This window comes from Bacillus sp. RIT 809 (assembly GCF_016892495.1).
Classification (GTDB): Bacteria; Bacillota; Bacilli; order Bacillales; family Bacillaceae_G; genus Bacillus_A; species Bacillus_A cereus_U.
Genome location: NZ_JAFEMR010000003.1, coordinates 53,821 through 68,872 on the forward strand (window position 1 = coordinate 53,821; position 15,052 = coordinate 68,872).

A 15,052-nucleotide genomic window follows, 5' to 3' on the forward strand; every position below is an offset into this window, starting at 1 on the left:
TACATATTATACAGATGTAAACAAAAAACAACTCCAAAATCCACTTTCATTGTATATTTTGGAGTTATTTTACGTTTATCCCGCTATTTGTGGGCAGTAAACGCCCGATTGGTGAAGGCTAATAATCAATGGGGATGAACAAAACCCCCACTGATTATAGTTTCACTTTACTCTACGATTGTTTCTAAAGGTAAACCTGTATAGGAATTATCCTCACCTATATTCAAGATTACTTCACATTGACGTAATCTCAATTCAAAGAGCTTTATAGGATCATGATAAACTTCAGGGTTTGATTTCATTTTATGCAGCTTATCTTGTTTTTCTTTTATTTCTAAATGAGTATTTTCTACAGCTTGTTCCAACGCGCCAAATGGATTTCTAAAGAACATATTAATATCCCGCTCTTGTGTGTTTTCAAACAGCTCAAATTGCAAGAAAAACTTCTTCATAATAGAAGCCGTTACATCGGTATAATCTTCATTTTCTAAATACTGTTTGTATTTGTTATATAGCATAGCTTTATTTTTAGGAAGAACTCCAAATAATTTACCGGCACTTTTCAGTAAAAATTGTGCTGGTGTAAATCGGCGTAAAATATTTACTTCTTCCATTTGTATTCTAGTTGTCATTCTATCAGTATCTCTGCTCCAGTCATCAATTACTTTAAAGTCACATTCTAACTGTATTCGATTTTCTCCAAATAAAGAATTAAGTCCTTCACTGGTTTCTTCTAAGAACAATTGACTTTGAAGGAGCTCGTTATTAGAAGTCGCAATCCAATTTTGCATAGAGCGAGCAAGATTAGGTAATACAGTTTGTTCTAGATATTGTTGCACTCTTTCATTCATCGCTGTGTTTAGTTCAATATCAATGTGACCAAAATCGCTTTCTTCACTAATTAAATCGGAACAACTCTGCAATAGTTTCGGAATATGTTCTGTAAGATCATTAGTAATTTCGTTTTTCATTGTACGATATGATTCTGTAATTAAATGAATTTTGTCCTTCTCAAAAGCAGTAAGGTTATTAATACAACCATTTAGTTTAACTAACATATCTTCATTCCAATTAATAGAATCCACTAGATTGTTTTCCCTCTCGACGCGTTTATCCAAAAGATATGTAATTGTTTTTCGAATGAAAAACAATAGCTTTTCATTCCGTTCTGCATCGATATTTTTATGGTTAAAGTTAAAATGAATAAACTCAGTTAAATCGTTTAGTTGTTTACTATTTGTATATAACGAAGAATAAGGGAAAATTCTTGCATTAGGGAAATATGTATTTATTCTCACTTGCGTATCTTGTATAACTCTTTTTGCTTCTGCCTCATTGTAAATGTTATCGATTTTATTTAATAAGAAATGAACTTGTAGATTTGGTGTATGTTCTTGAATACTTAATAGAATGTCACGTTCTTTGTCAGTAAAAGGTGAATCCGCATTCAATACGAATAATAACTCATCTGTAGAATTTAAATATTCAAACACCTCATCTTTTGCGTCATTGTTCCTATTAAAGCTAGGTGTAACAACGAATGTAAGTTTATTTTCACTTAAAAATCTGCATGGTAATTTAAATTCAACACATGCTCTATCTCTATATGTTTGACGGTGCACTGCCATCATGTTATGGAAATCAGAGAAATTCTCAGTTGTTGTAATTTCCGAATCTGTTATAGCGTTAATTTCTGTATAAGCGTCATTTTTAAAAACAACTACATTTGAGATTGAGTTTTCTAATATATTTTCTCCTAGAATAGAGTTAATAAATGACGCTTTTCCGTTTCCTGAAGTTCCAGTTACTAATAGGCGATTTGTTCTTAAATCTGCAAGCTCGCCAACTAACCAGCTAAATCGGTGACCCATTTCTAAATCATGTTCTTGTGCCCACCCTGTAATAGATTCAAAAAGATGTAAACTATACTCTAAGCCATTCACATGATTAATAGAATATGACAGTAGGTTTTCCGCATGTTTTATATCCGCTGAATCTATTTTGGAAGGAAAAATCTCATCCCATGCCAATACTGCTGCAGATGGAAATACAGCATGAGCGGGATTGACTACCTTTAACCAATTTGTTAACAGATTTGGAATAATACCGTGTAATTGTCTAAGCATATATTGACCTTGAATTAATTCAAAGTATGTTTCTTCGTAAAGAGAAGAAATTTCGTCCCATATATCGGACGAATGTATTTCGATATGTATGAAAAATTCATTTATTGTATTGAGCCATAATAAGTAATTTTGTTCATCTTTATAGCTGTGCCAAAGTGATGAAACAATTTGCGTAAATTGTACTTGATCTACATTATTTAATGTAACTAATACTTTATAAAAATAGTCTGGTGAAATATTTTTAGTAAATCCTTTATCGATATATTCTTTTAGAACCTCAAACCACGGATAAGATTCTGTTCGAATTAACTCGTTCACAGCAAGCTCTACTGCACTATCAAAATCTTGCTGTTCTTCATAAAAGGAACGTGCAATTGTTGTGACGCTTGGATAATCGGGATTTAAAGAAACCGCTTCTTTTATAACAGCAAAAGCTGAATCAAAATTATTTTGCTCGATGTAAAGAGACAGTAATTGCAGTACAATTTCGGTCATAAGTATTTTGTTATCAGTAGTAATGGAAGTATACACATTTTCAGCAACTGATAATTGGTTAAGTTCGAAGTAAGCATCCGCAATATTTTTTTGTGCCCATGGCGCTAATTCATTACTAACTTTCTCCCATTTAAAAATAGCTGCTTCAAAATCTTGATGGTGATAATAAAATTCACCTTGTGCAAAACGAATATAAGATCCATCAGAAATCTCATTTTTTTCTTCGTTTACATAAGCTTCTCCAAGTACTTGAAGAGGTGGGTGTGTTTCATTCTCCATTAAGAATGTTTCATAATACATCTTTTTTATTAATTGTTTTTCTAATCTCATCTTTTCCCCCACTATATCTTGAAAATACGTTTTTCTCCAAATGTCAATACTTTTTTGTATGTATGCTTTTTATCTTAACAAAGAATTTCTTTTGGAAAATTTCATTTTCCTTTCATTTTTCAAGTAAGATTGAATTTTTATGAGAAAAGTTTCAGTTCTTTTTCAATTCCCTTTCAATTGTGAAACAACATTAAATGTTCCTAATAACTTAATACGAGTATAATATCCACATTAAATTATTAGGAACATTTAATGTGGAGACCTTTATAAAAACAATATATAGTGAATATATATGCTACGTGTTATAACATTCAATAAGAATCCCGCTTTTCCTATAGCAATTGAACAGTGAAAAAAAGCATACCTAACGGTATGCAACTTAGATAACAAAAATACTTGAATAACATAGTAGAACAAGATCATCGCTTTATAAAGAAACGAACCGAAATCTGAACCCAGGTTTCGGTTTTTCGGGGTATGATGAATTACAAATTTTATTAATAATCGAATAAAATCAAGAACTTTTAGCTGGATTACTCTATTCTTGAATAAACTTTACAACAGAATCCTTTTTCCATTTGTATAAAACTATTTTATGATAAACAGGATCAAATAATGGATTTGAATAAAAGACGGCTTCCTTTTCAACTTGTCCTTCTATATTAATCCCTTGTTTTTGAAACCCTTCAATGAGATGATTCGTAACATATATATTATCATTTTTATGATATTTTTTATCTTGTAAAAAATATGAATATGTGTAAAACCGTTTATGTTCATACGGCACTTGTAAATATTCCATAACCCTCGTCTCTTCCCAAGTGTATACAATAAACGGCTCTTGTTTCCCCTCCAAATATGACGCGAGTTGATATGTTGCCGGTACCTCCACTTGTTGTTCTTTCATGAGCGGTATACTCATCATAAGTTGACTGGTTGCAAACAAAAGCAATATAATACCACGATGTATTTTTAACCATGAAATAGCAAGTACACAAAGTAACATCGCTACAATCGGATAAGAGTGACGAGGTTTATCAATATTTTGTCCAAATAAATTCCAAAGAAAATAGAAAACTCCAAGAGCAATCAAAACCTTTGGATAGCAACGTATGTTTTTCCATTGTAAAACAAACAGAAACAAAAAGAACAAAAAGAAACCTACCAAATAATAAGAGTGGATACCTATTCCTGCAAAGATGATGTTTTCAGAAAGTAAACGATAGAGGCGTGAAATAAGTGGTTCACTCGTATCTGTAACTGCTCCACCCCATTCGGTAAAATGTCCTTCTACAAATCCGAAAGCAATCTCCCACAACCCCGTGATTCCACCAATGTTCCAAATAAGAGCACTGACCCAAACTAGTTGCGAAAGGACAGCTGTACAAAATAAGATTATAAACCGCCATTTTTCTTCATGCCATTGTTGCCATAATAACAATATAAGTACAATTCCAAACGGTGCATATGATAACCGTATACCCATTAATAGCGCAAAGAAGAGAATTGGCCAAAATTGAGTTTGAAAACGCTTTGTACGAAAGGCACGTTCTATACTCCATATATACCACCATACGATTGCTAACGCTGCGCCCTCTGACATGGGCTGCGTTACTAAAATAGAGAAATACCCGCTCGTTTGTAAGACAGCTACAACAATAAGAGCACTCGTTTTACTTACATAATGGCGTGCAATCCAATACATCGGAAAAGCTGCGCCGAGTGCCATGATGGCATTAAAAATCCCTAACGATTGTACAGGGTTTTCTATAAAAATATGCGTTATCATTCCCCCTAAAATAAAAAAAGGATATCCAGGGAAATGGGGCTGCATCGCTAATATGTCATATTGCTTTAATGCAAGTGTAAAATCAACTTCGTCCCACGTTGCCGCAAACGGACTCGCGTAAAAAAAACGAATACAAATCACACTAACAACCAGGATAACTGCCCATATACGTAATACTTGTTTCATCTCATTTCCTTTCTGCAAAAAAAGTACAAGGAAAACACCTTGTACTTTAACTTACTGACTTATTTTCTTCAATTATTGTTTGCTTTTTTTTAACAGGTTTTTTAAAGATGATTAACATGTACAATACAACAAAATATCCGATATACACAAGTACTTCTTCAAGAGATGGCATCGAGGAATACCCTAAAAATGCTTTTAAGAAAATACCGATATCACCAGAAAGAAGTGGTGCAGTCCCGTGATCACGAAGATAATGAGCATAATCAATTGGATGCTCTGGCAGTAACCATGTAATATCATATACGTGCGGCATAACACTACCGAGTATTTTTAAATCTTGCAGCATGGAAATACCTTGTACAAGAAGACCAGCTGCAATTAAGACAATAAATGCACCTGTTACTTTAAAGAATACTTTGAGTGAAATACGCATCGTTCCTTTAAAGAATAAGAAGCTAACAACCGCTGCAACAAGCAGGCCTGAAATAGCTCCCCAGCCTTTCATCGCTTCTCCGATGTTCCCTCCTGTAATCGCTGCAAAGAAAAACACTGTTTCTACACCTTCTCGAAGTACAACAAGAAAAGAATGCACGACCATTCCAATTATATTTCCAGCCGTAATATACTGATTCATTTTATTTTCCATATTGGCTGTCATATTCTTACTATGTTCTGCCATCCAAAATACCATTTGTGTAAGTAAAATGGCTGAAACGAAAATAATGGATATTTTTAAATACATTTCGCTACCCATAGCAGCAAAACCAGTAAATACAACTTGAAAGACTAGGGCAACAATATAACTTGCTACAACCGCAAGCCCTGCTCCTAGCCAAACATATTTCACATACTGCTTACTATCTGTGCGCTTTAAGTACGTTGTAATAATCCCAACGATAAGCAACGCTTCTAATACTTCACGAAATGTAATAAGAAATGCCTGAAGTTGCATTGCTCTTCCCCCTCACCCTTACTTGCGTTTTCTTACAGCATATACAATGACCCCAACAAGTATAAGTACGATAACTACAATCGGCGCCCAGTTTTTCAAGCTGCTTAAATCTGTCCACTCTGTTTTTTCAGAAGCTGCTTTATCTTCTTGACTATTCGCACTAAAGTGCCCTACTTTAAAATCTTTAATTTTAAATTCTTTTTGTAAACCTGTTAAAATAGCATCTTTACTTTTCTTGAAAGCATCTTGATTTGCTTCTTTTTGACCTACTCCAAATAACCCTGGGTTTCCTAATGATTCTAAAGCTTTATTAAATTCCTCCTTTAGCTTTGTATCCAGCTCTTTATTACGCTCACCAATAACAGGAGATAACGCTTCATATGTAGCAAATGCTTTAGCTAATAGACGTTTGCTTGTATCATAGTCTTTAAATTTTTCATCAACATTTGTTAAACGACGGTTAATATTGAGCGCAAGAATTTTTTGCATATCAGCAATAATATCTTCTTTATTTTGTTTATCAAAGTCCTTCATCATTGCTTTAGAGGGTTCTTTTCCCATATGCTGATCAATTTCTTCTTGTACATTTTCATATGCTTTTTTAGCTTCTTTAAAGTTTGCCGGATTTTCATCTAACTTGGTAACCATCTGTTTATATGCTTCAGCTACTTTTTCTTCGTTCGGATTTCCATACGAATAAGCAAATGCACTTGTTTGCACAGAGAATATTAAGAAAATACCAACAAATAATGATGTAATGATTCTTTTCATGAACGTTCCTCCCGAGGTTAATGATTATTATTGTCAAGATAAGAACCGCTCGCTACGAGCACCTCTTATCTTCTGTTAATACATGGGCAGCATAGTCAATCGTAACTTTCTCTACTGGACGCTTCATTTCTTTCCAAATTGCCGGAAGCACACGCGTCATATACTTACGAAAAGATATGAAAGAATCGCCTGTTTCTCTTACTTTATACGTAATCGGTACTTCTTGTACTCGAAAGCCTTTTCGTACTAAATTCAAAGTAATAACTTGGGCATAGTTATAATCATGAATAATTTCCGCATGCTCCATCGCTTGTCTAGAAAAAGCACGCATACCTGATTGCCCATCGCGAATCCACTTTCGCAATAACAAACATTGCAGCGTCGTAAAACAATAATTTCCAAGACGTCGATGCAATCTCATTCCTTGAATGGTTCCACGAAAACGAGAACCCATCGTATAATCTGCTTCTCCAGTAAAAATAGGTTCGAGTACATTCGGAATTTCATCAGCTGGATACTCATCATCAGCATCAATCATTACACTAATATCAGCCCCAAGACGATAGCTCTCCTGCAAACCTGCTCGAACTGCTGCACCAAGCCCTCTGTTTTTTGCCAATGACGAAATATGATCAGCACCTGCTTCTTTTGCAACAGCTACTGTTCTATCAGTTGATCCATCATCGATGACAAGTACTTCTACCGTTACATTTGGATGAAAATGACGCGGCACCTTTTGAATGACTTGTGCAATAGAATCCTCTTCATTTAAGGCCGGTATAAAAACAATTACTTTCATTCCTTTTCCTGCTCCTTTAACGCTTCTACTAATACAGGACCACGGCTATGAGATGGATACGGCGCTCCTAATAAGTAAGCAATTGTAGGTGCCATAGAAACAAGACTCTTTTTCTCTTCTACTTTTATACCTTGGGCAATATGAGGACCGTACATAAAGAATGGTACAAACCGTTCACCCTCGTCTAAATGACCGTGACCACCTATTCCATCCGCTTGTCCATGATCTGCACAAATGATAAATGTCGTATTTTCTGCTTTTCCTGTTTTCTCTAAATGCTCAATAAACTGCTTCACATGCTGGTCTGCTTCATGAATTTTTTGTAAATATTCATCATATAATACGCCGCGGCTATGACCTGTTTGATCTGTAGAAATAAGCTGGACGATAAATAGATCTGGATCTTGTTCATCCATAATCTTTCTTGCTTTCTCCATAATTTTCGAGTCGACAACATCGTTTTTCATAACAGCCGTAAATGTTTCCACATCATCACCAAAAGCATCAACTAAATGCGCAACAGCTAGCATTTTCCCTGTTTTATCTACTTTTCGAAGAGAATCAAAAATACTTTCTACATTCACACCATGCTTCCAAACCATATTGGATTTAATCCCATGTTCAAACGAATATGTTCCTGTAAACATAGATGAAAAACATACGACCGTTCGAGCTGGATATACCGTTTCCATATTTAAAAACTCTGTCCCTTTTTTACGAAGAGAATCTAAATACGGTGTATGCGCTGCTTCAAAACGATCTTTTCGCATACCATCTATCACAATCACAACTACTTTTTCATTTAACGCCTCTTGATTTTCAGGCATGTTTTCTGTATAGCTAGAAATTGCCTTTGGCTGCCAATCAAATAAATTACGGTGTAAAATAAGCGTATATATAAGAAGAGCACCATAAAATATACACAGCACTTTCCAATCTACACCGTTAAATGTACCGCCTTCTTGAAAGAAATCGTAATAGTAATACCAAAGCGAAAGTAATAGTAAGAACTTTGGCATCTGTTCTTGTGCATTCCCACTTGTAGAATCACTATTTTTTAAAACCAGCTTCCAAAATCGTGTGAAGTTCAACCATGATGTACCAATTCGTAAATGATAATATAAAGTTCCCCAAAATAAAATTGTAAAGAAGAAATATAATCCTAATGCAAAAAAGAATAATGGCAAATGGACCATCTTAAATACAATTAAATATGCAATAAACGGAAACCATAAATAATTTCTTAAAAACAATGGAAAATCAAACAAATAATATAAAACAAGTAAAGGTACAATGAGGACAAAACTACTAAAAAATGCTGAAATAAAACCATTTTGTCCAAACTGCGAGATAGAAAACAATAAAAATGTACCGAATACAAAAATAGGCGTAAACGGTTTTCCTTCATTCAGTAAGTTCCAGCAGCGGGCTGCAACTTTTTCAAACTTTGATGCTTTTTTTACTTCTTCCACCGGATGTTTTCCCCCTTCTGACTGACTAGTAAACGCAACTCCATTGGGTATAAGACGAGCAGGATTGCACCCACACCGTAAGAAAATATAAATTTAAAACCGTGACTCATTAATGACCATTCATATGCTGCCACTTCCCCTACTCCAAGCGCCCTTAGCGCAAACGTCATTACCGTTTCATATGTCCCAAGACCGCCTGGTGTTAATTGAAATACTTGTCCTGCTATGGTCATACTATTTACCCAAACCGCCTGTATGAATGTAAGTGAACTCGCAATCTCATAAATTACAAAAGCCTCGCAAATCCAGCTCATTACAATTAGTAATATAATGATAAGGCCTTGTATTGTAAACAAAACGGCCTTTAATTGCTCCCATTGTCCCTCTACAAATTGCGGTACTTTTTTATACAACAGAAACAACGCCCCACTTCCAATACATATACAAGCGAGGATAACGGGAACATTCAGTAAAACATTCCCCCACAGTATAAACATCCCTACTGTTCCAAATACACCAAGAATAAGTAAATCTAATATACGAAGAATAACAACTGATTGTGTCGCTTCTCCTAACGTCACTTTCTTTTCTTTTGTAATGATCGCAATGCGAACAGCATCCCCTACTTTCAATGGAGAAACATGATTAATAAACAAGCTATAAAACAATCCATATAAAGCCTCTTTCATTGTAATATGATGATGAAGATACAATTTCCAAGCGTATGCACGAAAGAAAAATGCAACGCCATACATCACAATAAGAAACATTAAGGTATAAGGATGTTTCCATAATTCATATAGTTTTCCCCACAAAGAAGACATTTCAAATGACTGCCACGATATAACAAAAAAAACACATAACAAGAAAATACTACAAAGATTAAACAGTATCCGGATATTCTTTCGCCCAAGCAATAGTCTGCTCCAACCCTTCTGCAAATGATACACGAGGTTCATATCCCAGCTGATTTTTTGCCTTCGAAATATCAGCCCACGTCGATGTTACATCTCCTTGACGATGCGCCTCTCTATTTACGCGCATAAGCGGGAAGTGCTTCTCTAACTGTGCAAGCAATTCAGTCATTAAAATTGGTGCATTCGAACCTAGATTGTAGACATCGCTTCTATTCGACTCTAACGCAAGAGCAATCCCTTCTGTAATATCATCAATGTATGTGTAATCTCTTCCTGTTCCCTTTCCATATACAACAATTTCTTCACCACGTAATAATTTTCGAATAAAGCTCGCTATCGCCATATCAGGGCGCCCCCACGGACCATATACAGTAAAAAATCGTAAAATATTCATTTGAAATCCATACATATATTGATAAGCATGGCAAAGTGACTCTGCCCCGTATTTCGATGCTGCATAAGGAGATAAGACACGGCCATTTGCCATTTCTTCCTTCAAAGGCATTCCTGTTTGCTCACCATACACAGAAGAAGAGGATGCCACAATGACTTTCTTTACATTTTCTTCTCCTGCACATGTTAATACGTTACTTGTCCCTTTTATATTAATATCAATATAAGCACCTGGCATTTCAAGTGACGGTCTCACACCTGGAAATCCAGCTAAATGAATAACTGCATCAACCTTCTCTTGCTGCATAACAGCTTTCACATCTTCTTTGTGCAAAATATCGCACTCATAAAATGGAACGTTTCCATATCGCTGAACTTGTTCAAGCTGAAACTGTTTTCTTGATTTCGCATAATAGGAGTGGAAATTATCCAGTAGTACAACTTGCTTTCCTTGTGCTAACAATTTCAAAGCAAGATGACTTCCGATAAAACCTGATCCCCCAGTAATTAATACTTTCATTCATTTCACCACCTTTTATTACACTATGTAAAAGAAGAAACCTCATCAAGACAAGGTTTCTTCAAACAACATGTATGTCAACAGCCTCGCTTAGCCCCTCAGCTCATATTGCAAACCAAGTAACTTATTATTTCGCTGTTTCGATTGCTTTGTTTAATGCTGTCTCAAGTTGTGGTAACAATTTATCAGCATCTTCTTTCTTCTTCGCTTTTACTGCTTCTAAATAAGACTGTGCTGTTTTTGTTAACTCTACTGTTTGCTGTTCGCCAAGTACTGCTTTTAAATCACTTTCAATGATATTAATGAACAACGCACCTTCTAATGCTGTAATAGGGCCTTTATCTTTTCCAAAGTTCTCTTGACTTTCTTTATACTCACCTAATGCAACTTTTGAGAATCCACGTACAAACGCTTGATTTACTGCTTTTGCATCAACTGTTTTTATATCAGTTTTTAAATCAAACTGCTTTAAGATAAAGTCCGCATCTTCAGGAGCTGCTTTTTTTATATACGGATAGATTGCTTGATAAAATGCCCATCCTTCTGCTTGCTCAATTTTCGCTGTCTTCTCATCAGTTTTTGCTGCTTCTACCATTTTTGTAGCATAGCCATGTGGAACTCCACCTGTCGCTAGGTAGAATGTTTTCATTATCGTTTTATCTACAACTTGCTTACCAAGTGCAAATGCAAGTTTGTCGTCTTTATCAATGGCTGCTTGCATTTCATCAAAGCCGCCTTTAATTTGAGAAGCCATTTGCGTCCCATATGCTGTATCACGCTTTCCAACTGTACCCTCTACACCTTTATAAAAAGCAAGCGCTTCTTCCATTTCTTTCTTCACATCATCTTTTTTGCCCCATTTTTCATCTACTTCTTTGAAATCATGACGCATTGATTGGAAGAATTCTTTTTGCATTAATTTATCAAATAGTTGCTTTACAACCATTGGTTCCATTTCTTTCTTTTTTCCTGCTTCTAATGCAGCTGTAATTGTTTGGTCGATTTGTTCACTGAATTCACCGTCACGCTTTTGAACAAGTGATTGTAATTTTTCTTTATATAGCTTTGTTACTTTATCGAAGTCAACCTCTTTGCCATCTTTCGCTTTTTCAAGTTCAGCTATCCCATCTTTGTAAGCTTGTACAAAGTCAGCTTCTTGTTGTTTTGTTTCTTCTTTTTTCACAGTCTGTTCTGTCTTTTTATCTTGTGCTTCCGATGCTTTTGTTTCCTCTTTTGCACAACCTGTAAAAAGAAGAGATGTTACCGCAGCTGCAGATAATACTTTTAACTTGAATGTCATGAATTGTTTCCCCCTACTACCCCTAAATGATAGTGATTTTCATTATTGTCAAATTGATTATAAAAGCGCTTACCATATATGTCAACATAAACATTACATAAGTTGTCACATTCACACATGGTAATTTCGACCAATTTAATAAAACTTAATAAAAAGGCATCTGATCCTTTTTATTAAACCACGAAAATATAGGTTTTTTGTTTGGATTTTGACTTAAAAACCCCTGCTATGCATGGGACATCGTACAAAATCTGGAACTACCATAACCGTTCAGGTTATGATAATTTTTAGTTATGGAACCAAATATACTGAAACGTATTTTCTTTAATAGACATAATCATTAGGAACAATTTATAATCAAATATGGTATAAAAATTCAGTAAATCTCTTTGGAATGAATTTTAAAATTCATACGATTTGGATACCTTAAAGATGAATTTAAATTGTTTGGATGTGAAGGTTGTCATCAAGTTCGAAAAAAATCTTATCGTTGTAAAGGGCGATTTTGTATAACCTCTTCTGTAGGAAAATGTGATGAAACAGAGAATATTCCGTATTCTGTTGTGAGAGGATTTGATGTGATTAATATAGGCGATTGGACTATTCCACCTATCTTTTCCTGTGAACAATATAGTGGAGATATGTATCCAGAAGATTACACAGGAGTATTGCTAGGACTACGTACAAACTATCAAATATTCGCTAAATCAAAAAGCTTTTACCTAATCATCTCTTCTCATTTCTGGTATGAGTAGATCTTTTCATATGTCACCAATTGAACTTATCCACCAATATTAAACTAAAAACTAGCACTAATTTCAGAAGGGTGATCATTTTATGGATATATGTATTATAGGCTCTGGCTATGTTGGACTAACATCAGCAGTAGTATTAGCCGATTTAGGACATCATGTTATCTGTGTTGATAAAGATCAAAATAAAATTAACGCTCTCCAAAAAGGAGAGTATCCTATCTATGAACCAGGTTTAACAGAACTTATGCACAAACATCAAAAACGGTTACAATTCCGTAGTGATGTTGATCAAGTTATTCAACAAACACCAGTTATTCTTATTGCTGTAGGAACTCCTTCCATGTCTAATGGAAAAACAGATTTAACATATATTTACTCTGTTATCGATATGTTAGCTCAAACTATAAAATCATATAAAACCATTATCACGAAAAGTACGGTTCCACCAGGTACCAATCAACTCATGCGGGAAATGCTTATAAAAAAAGGTGTAGAATCCTCACTTTTTAATATCGTTTCTAATCCAGAGTTTCTTCGTGAAGGCTCTGCTGTTCATGACATGCTCTTTCCAGATAGAACAGTTGTGGGCATACAAAAAGATGACACAAAGTCACTAGAAATTATGCAAGCACTATATAAAGGTATTCAAGCACCGTTCTTTCCTACAAGTTTAAATGAGGCGGAAATGATTAAATATGCATCTAATGCGTTTTTGGCTACGAAAATATCTTTTATAAATGAAATTGCTAGAATTTGTGACGCTTATCACATTAATATTACTGAAGTAGCAAAAGGAGTTGGGTATGACTTTCGAATCAATCCCCATTTTCTTCAAGCAGGACTTGGTTATGGAGGATCCTGTTTTCCAAAAGATTTGAATTCATTAATTTACACAGCAAATAGTAAACAAGTACCAGTCCCTATTTTACAAGCTGTACAATCTATCAATTCGACACAAGTAGATCTCTATATTGAAAAAATCAAAAACAATTTAAAAAATCCTTCTTCAAACAGATTAACAATTTTAGGGATTTCCTTTAAACCAAATACAGATGATACACGCTACTCTCTCTCTGTAACACTTATTGAAAAATTAATTCCGCTCGGTTACGAAATTCACGCCTATGACCCAATAGCCCTTCTCCCTTCTCATATGAAAAAACAAGTTACACAACATACTGAATTGGAACCTTCTATTACAAATTCGGATTGTATAATTATTGCCACAGAATGGGACGAATTTAAAACACTTGATTGGCAACAAGTAAAAAGATTAATGCGCGGATGCAAAATCGTTGATGGCCGCAATTGTATTAAACAAAATGAAATAGTAAAACACGGTTTACAATATATTGGGATTGGTCACCGATAAATACTTCGTAGGAAATGGGAGTTCTGGATAACCAGAACTCCCATTTCCTACGAAGTTAAATATCCAGCGTCTATCCCCTTTTTATCAATTGCTCAATATAAATAGCACCATTTCCCTTTGACTTTTATATAGGTTTCACCCATTTCCCAATATAGTTCTGCTCTTTTGTTTTTCTTCTTCCAAATTTGATAGATAAGTTTTTCCCCTCCATGAACCCATCGCATAATGGTTGTTGGCTGAACCGAGATGCTACCTTCCTTCAGAATTTCAGATATATCACGATAACTTAAAAAAACAACAATAGTTATGTAATTAAATTCCATTAATATTTATAAATAACTAGTCCAAAAAAATATATATGCATATCATATTATAGTAAAGAACTTAGGAAATCCTAAAAAGGAGGCATTCTCATGTTTGAAGATAAATCTAAAATAAATTACCCATATGAATTTACCGAAACTACAACAATCCCCATAAAAAACCCAGTTTATAAACAATACAAAAACGGCACAGGTACACATAATTTCCCAATAACAAAACATTACAAAGAAAAAGTTCTATATACTGAAAAAATTAATAATAACAAAAATAAATAATTCTATAGAGCATCATTGTGACCATGCACAGTTACGTTTTAAGTAGTGTCTAAATCTTGATTTTGCAGCTCACACACCCTTTAAAAAGGAGAGTTTACTGGAAAACTCTCCTTTTTAAAATTGCTGATATACCACGCTTTTTTCATTCTTAGTAGGATTTGATAACAGGATAAAGTAACCATAGCCAAGAAATTAATTCCTTCAAAAATGAATACATACTAAAAAACAAAATACCTTTATAACCTCTTAAATACTCTTTCCAATTCTTATTTCAAA

Annotated in this window: 12 protein-coding genes and 2 pseudogenes; 4 read left to right on the forward strand and 10 right to left on the reverse strand. The window is 34.5% G+C overall.

Annotated features, from left to right (window positions below):
- Positions 1-167: 167 nt before the first annotated feature.
- Positions 168-2,951 (reverse strand): dynamin family protein, encoded by a 2,784-nt coding sequence (locus JTF23_RS04615; RefSeq protein ID WP_204208217.1) that lies wholly within the window; start codon positions 2,949-2,951, stop codon positions 168-170.
- 298 nt (positions 2,952-3,249) lie between these two features.
- Here JTF23_RS04615 and JTF23_RS04620 point away from each other — a divergent pair.
- Positions 3,250-3,335, forward strand: a pseudogene (locus tag JTF23_RS04620) (IS6 family transposase); the annotation flags it as partial.
- 154 nt (positions 3,336-3,489) lie between these two features.
- Here the strand turns inward: JTF23_RS04620 and JTF23_RS04625 are convergent.
- From JTF23_RS04625 to JTF23_RS04660, 8 genes are all read right to left on the reverse strand, one after another.
- Positions 3,490-4,926, reverse strand: a complete 1,437-nt coding sequence (locus JTF23_RS04625) for a hypothetical protein (protein WP_204208218.1) — start codon at positions 4,924-4,926, stop codon at positions 3,490-3,492.
- Positions 4,927-4,972: 46 nt separating this feature from the next.
- Positions 4,973-5,878 (reverse strand): FTR1 family iron permease, encoded by a 906-nt coding sequence (locus JTF23_RS04630; protein ID WP_204208219.1) that lies wholly within the window; start codon positions 5,876-5,878, stop codon positions 4,973-4,975.
- A gap of 18 nt (positions 5,879-5,896) precedes the next feature.
- Positions 5,897-6,649, reverse strand: coding sequence for a hypothetical protein (locus JTF23_RS04635; RefSeq protein WP_204208220.1), 753 nt, complete (start codon positions 6,647-6,649; stop codon positions 5,897-5,899).
- 52 nt (positions 6,650-6,701) lie between these two features.
- A complete protein-coding gene (locus JTF23_RS04640; RefSeq protein WP_204208221.1) occupies positions 6,702-7,448 on the reverse strand; it encodes a glycosyltransferase family 2 protein in 747 nt (248 codons plus the stop codon).
- The gene (locus JTF23_RS04645; protein WP_204208222.1) at positions 7,445-8,920 is read right to left on the reverse strand and encodes an alkaline phosphatase family protein; all 1,476 of its coding nucleotides are present in this window, start codon (positions 8,918-8,920) and stop codon (positions 7,445-7,447) included. Before JTF23_RS04645 ends, JTF23_RS04640 begins: the two co-directional genes overlap by 4 nt.
- Positions 8,908-9,837, reverse strand: coding sequence for a lysylphosphatidylglycerol synthase transmembrane domain-containing protein (locus JTF23_RS04650; protein WP_204208223.1), 930 nt, complete (start codon positions 9,835-9,837; stop codon positions 8,908-8,910). The genes JTF23_RS04645 and JTF23_RS04650 overlap by 13 nt, the downstream gene beginning before the upstream one ends.
- Positions 9,803-10,750: an SDR family NAD(P)-dependent oxidoreductase gene (locus JTF23_RS04655; RefSeq protein WP_204208224.1), complete on the reverse strand. Its 948-nt coding sequence runs from the start codon at positions 10,748-10,750 to the stop codon at positions 9,803-9,805. Before JTF23_RS04655 ends, JTF23_RS04650 begins: the two co-directional genes overlap by 35 nt.
- Positions 10,751-10,877: 127 nt before the next feature.
- A complete protein-coding gene (locus tag JTF23_RS04660; RefSeq protein WP_204208225.1) occupies positions 10,878-12,050 on the reverse strand; it encodes a hypothetical protein in 1,173 nt (390 codons plus the stop codon).
- Positions 12,051-12,493: 443 nt separating this feature from the next.
- Between JTF23_RS04660 and JTF23_RS04665 the strand changes: the two genes are divergently transcribed.
- A complete protein-coding gene (locus JTF23_RS04665) occupies positions 12,494-12,805 on the forward strand; it encodes a hypothetical protein (protein ID WP_033731180.1) in 312 nt (103 codons plus the stop codon).
- A gap of 82 nt (positions 12,806-12,887) precedes the next feature.
- Positions 12,888-14,177, forward strand: coding sequence for a UDP-glucose dehydrogenase family protein (locus JTF23_RS04670; protein WP_204208226.1), 1,290 nt, complete (start codon positions 12,888-12,890; stop codon positions 14,175-14,177).
- 95 nt (positions 14,178-14,272) lie between these two features.
- Here the strand turns inward: JTF23_RS04670 and JTF23_RS27710 are convergent.
- Positions 14,273-14,500: pseudogene (locus tag JTF23_RS27710) on the reverse strand (hypothetical protein); the annotation flags it as partial.
- Between the two features lie 90 nt (positions 14,501-14,590).
- Between JTF23_RS27710 and JTF23_RS04675 the strand changes: the two are divergent.
- Positions 14,591-14,776, forward strand: coding sequence for a hypothetical protein (locus JTF23_RS04675; protein WP_002111324.1), 186 nt, complete (start codon positions 14,591-14,593; stop codon positions 14,774-14,776).
- Positions 14,777-15,052: the final 276 nt, after the last annotated feature.

Excerpts from the sequence above, each read along its gene's own strand:
- JTF23_RS04675 (WP_002111324.1), top strand. The coding sequence starts at position 14,591 with ATGTTTGAAGATAAATCTAAAATAAATTACCCATATGAATTTACCGAA.
- JTF23_RS04670 (WP_204208226.1), top strand. The coding sequence starts at position 12,888 with ATGGATATATGTATTATAGGCTCTGGCTATGTTGGACTAACATCAGCA.
- JTF23_RS04635 (WP_204208220.1), bottom strand. The coding sequence starts at position 6,649 with ATGAAAAGAATCATTACATCATTATTTGTTGGTATTTTCTTAATATTC.
- JTF23_RS04625 (WP_204208218.1), bottom strand. The coding sequence starts at position 4,926 with ATGAAACAAGTATTACGTATATGGGCAGTTATCCTGGTTGTTAGTGTG.
- JTF23_RS04660 (WP_204208225.1), bottom strand. The coding sequence starts at position 12,050 with ATGACATTCAAGTTAAAAGTATTATCTGCAGCTGCGGTAACATCTCTT.
- JTF23_RS04655 (WP_204208224.1), bottom strand. The coding sequence starts at position 10,750 with ATGAAAGTATTAATTACTGGGGGATCAGGTTTTATCGGAAGTCATCTT.
- JTF23_RS04630 (WP_204208219.1), bottom strand. The coding sequence starts at position 5,878 with ATGCAACTTCAGGCATTTCTTATTACATTTCGTGAAGTATTAGAAGCG.
- JTF23_RS04640 (WP_204208221.1), bottom strand. The coding sequence starts at position 7,448 with ATGAAAGTAATTGTTTTTATACCGGCCTTAAATGAAGAGGATTCTATT.
- JTF23_RS04615 (WP_204208217.1), bottom strand. The coding sequence starts at position 2,951 with ATGAGATTAGAAAAACAATTAATAAAAAAGATGTATTATGAAACATTC.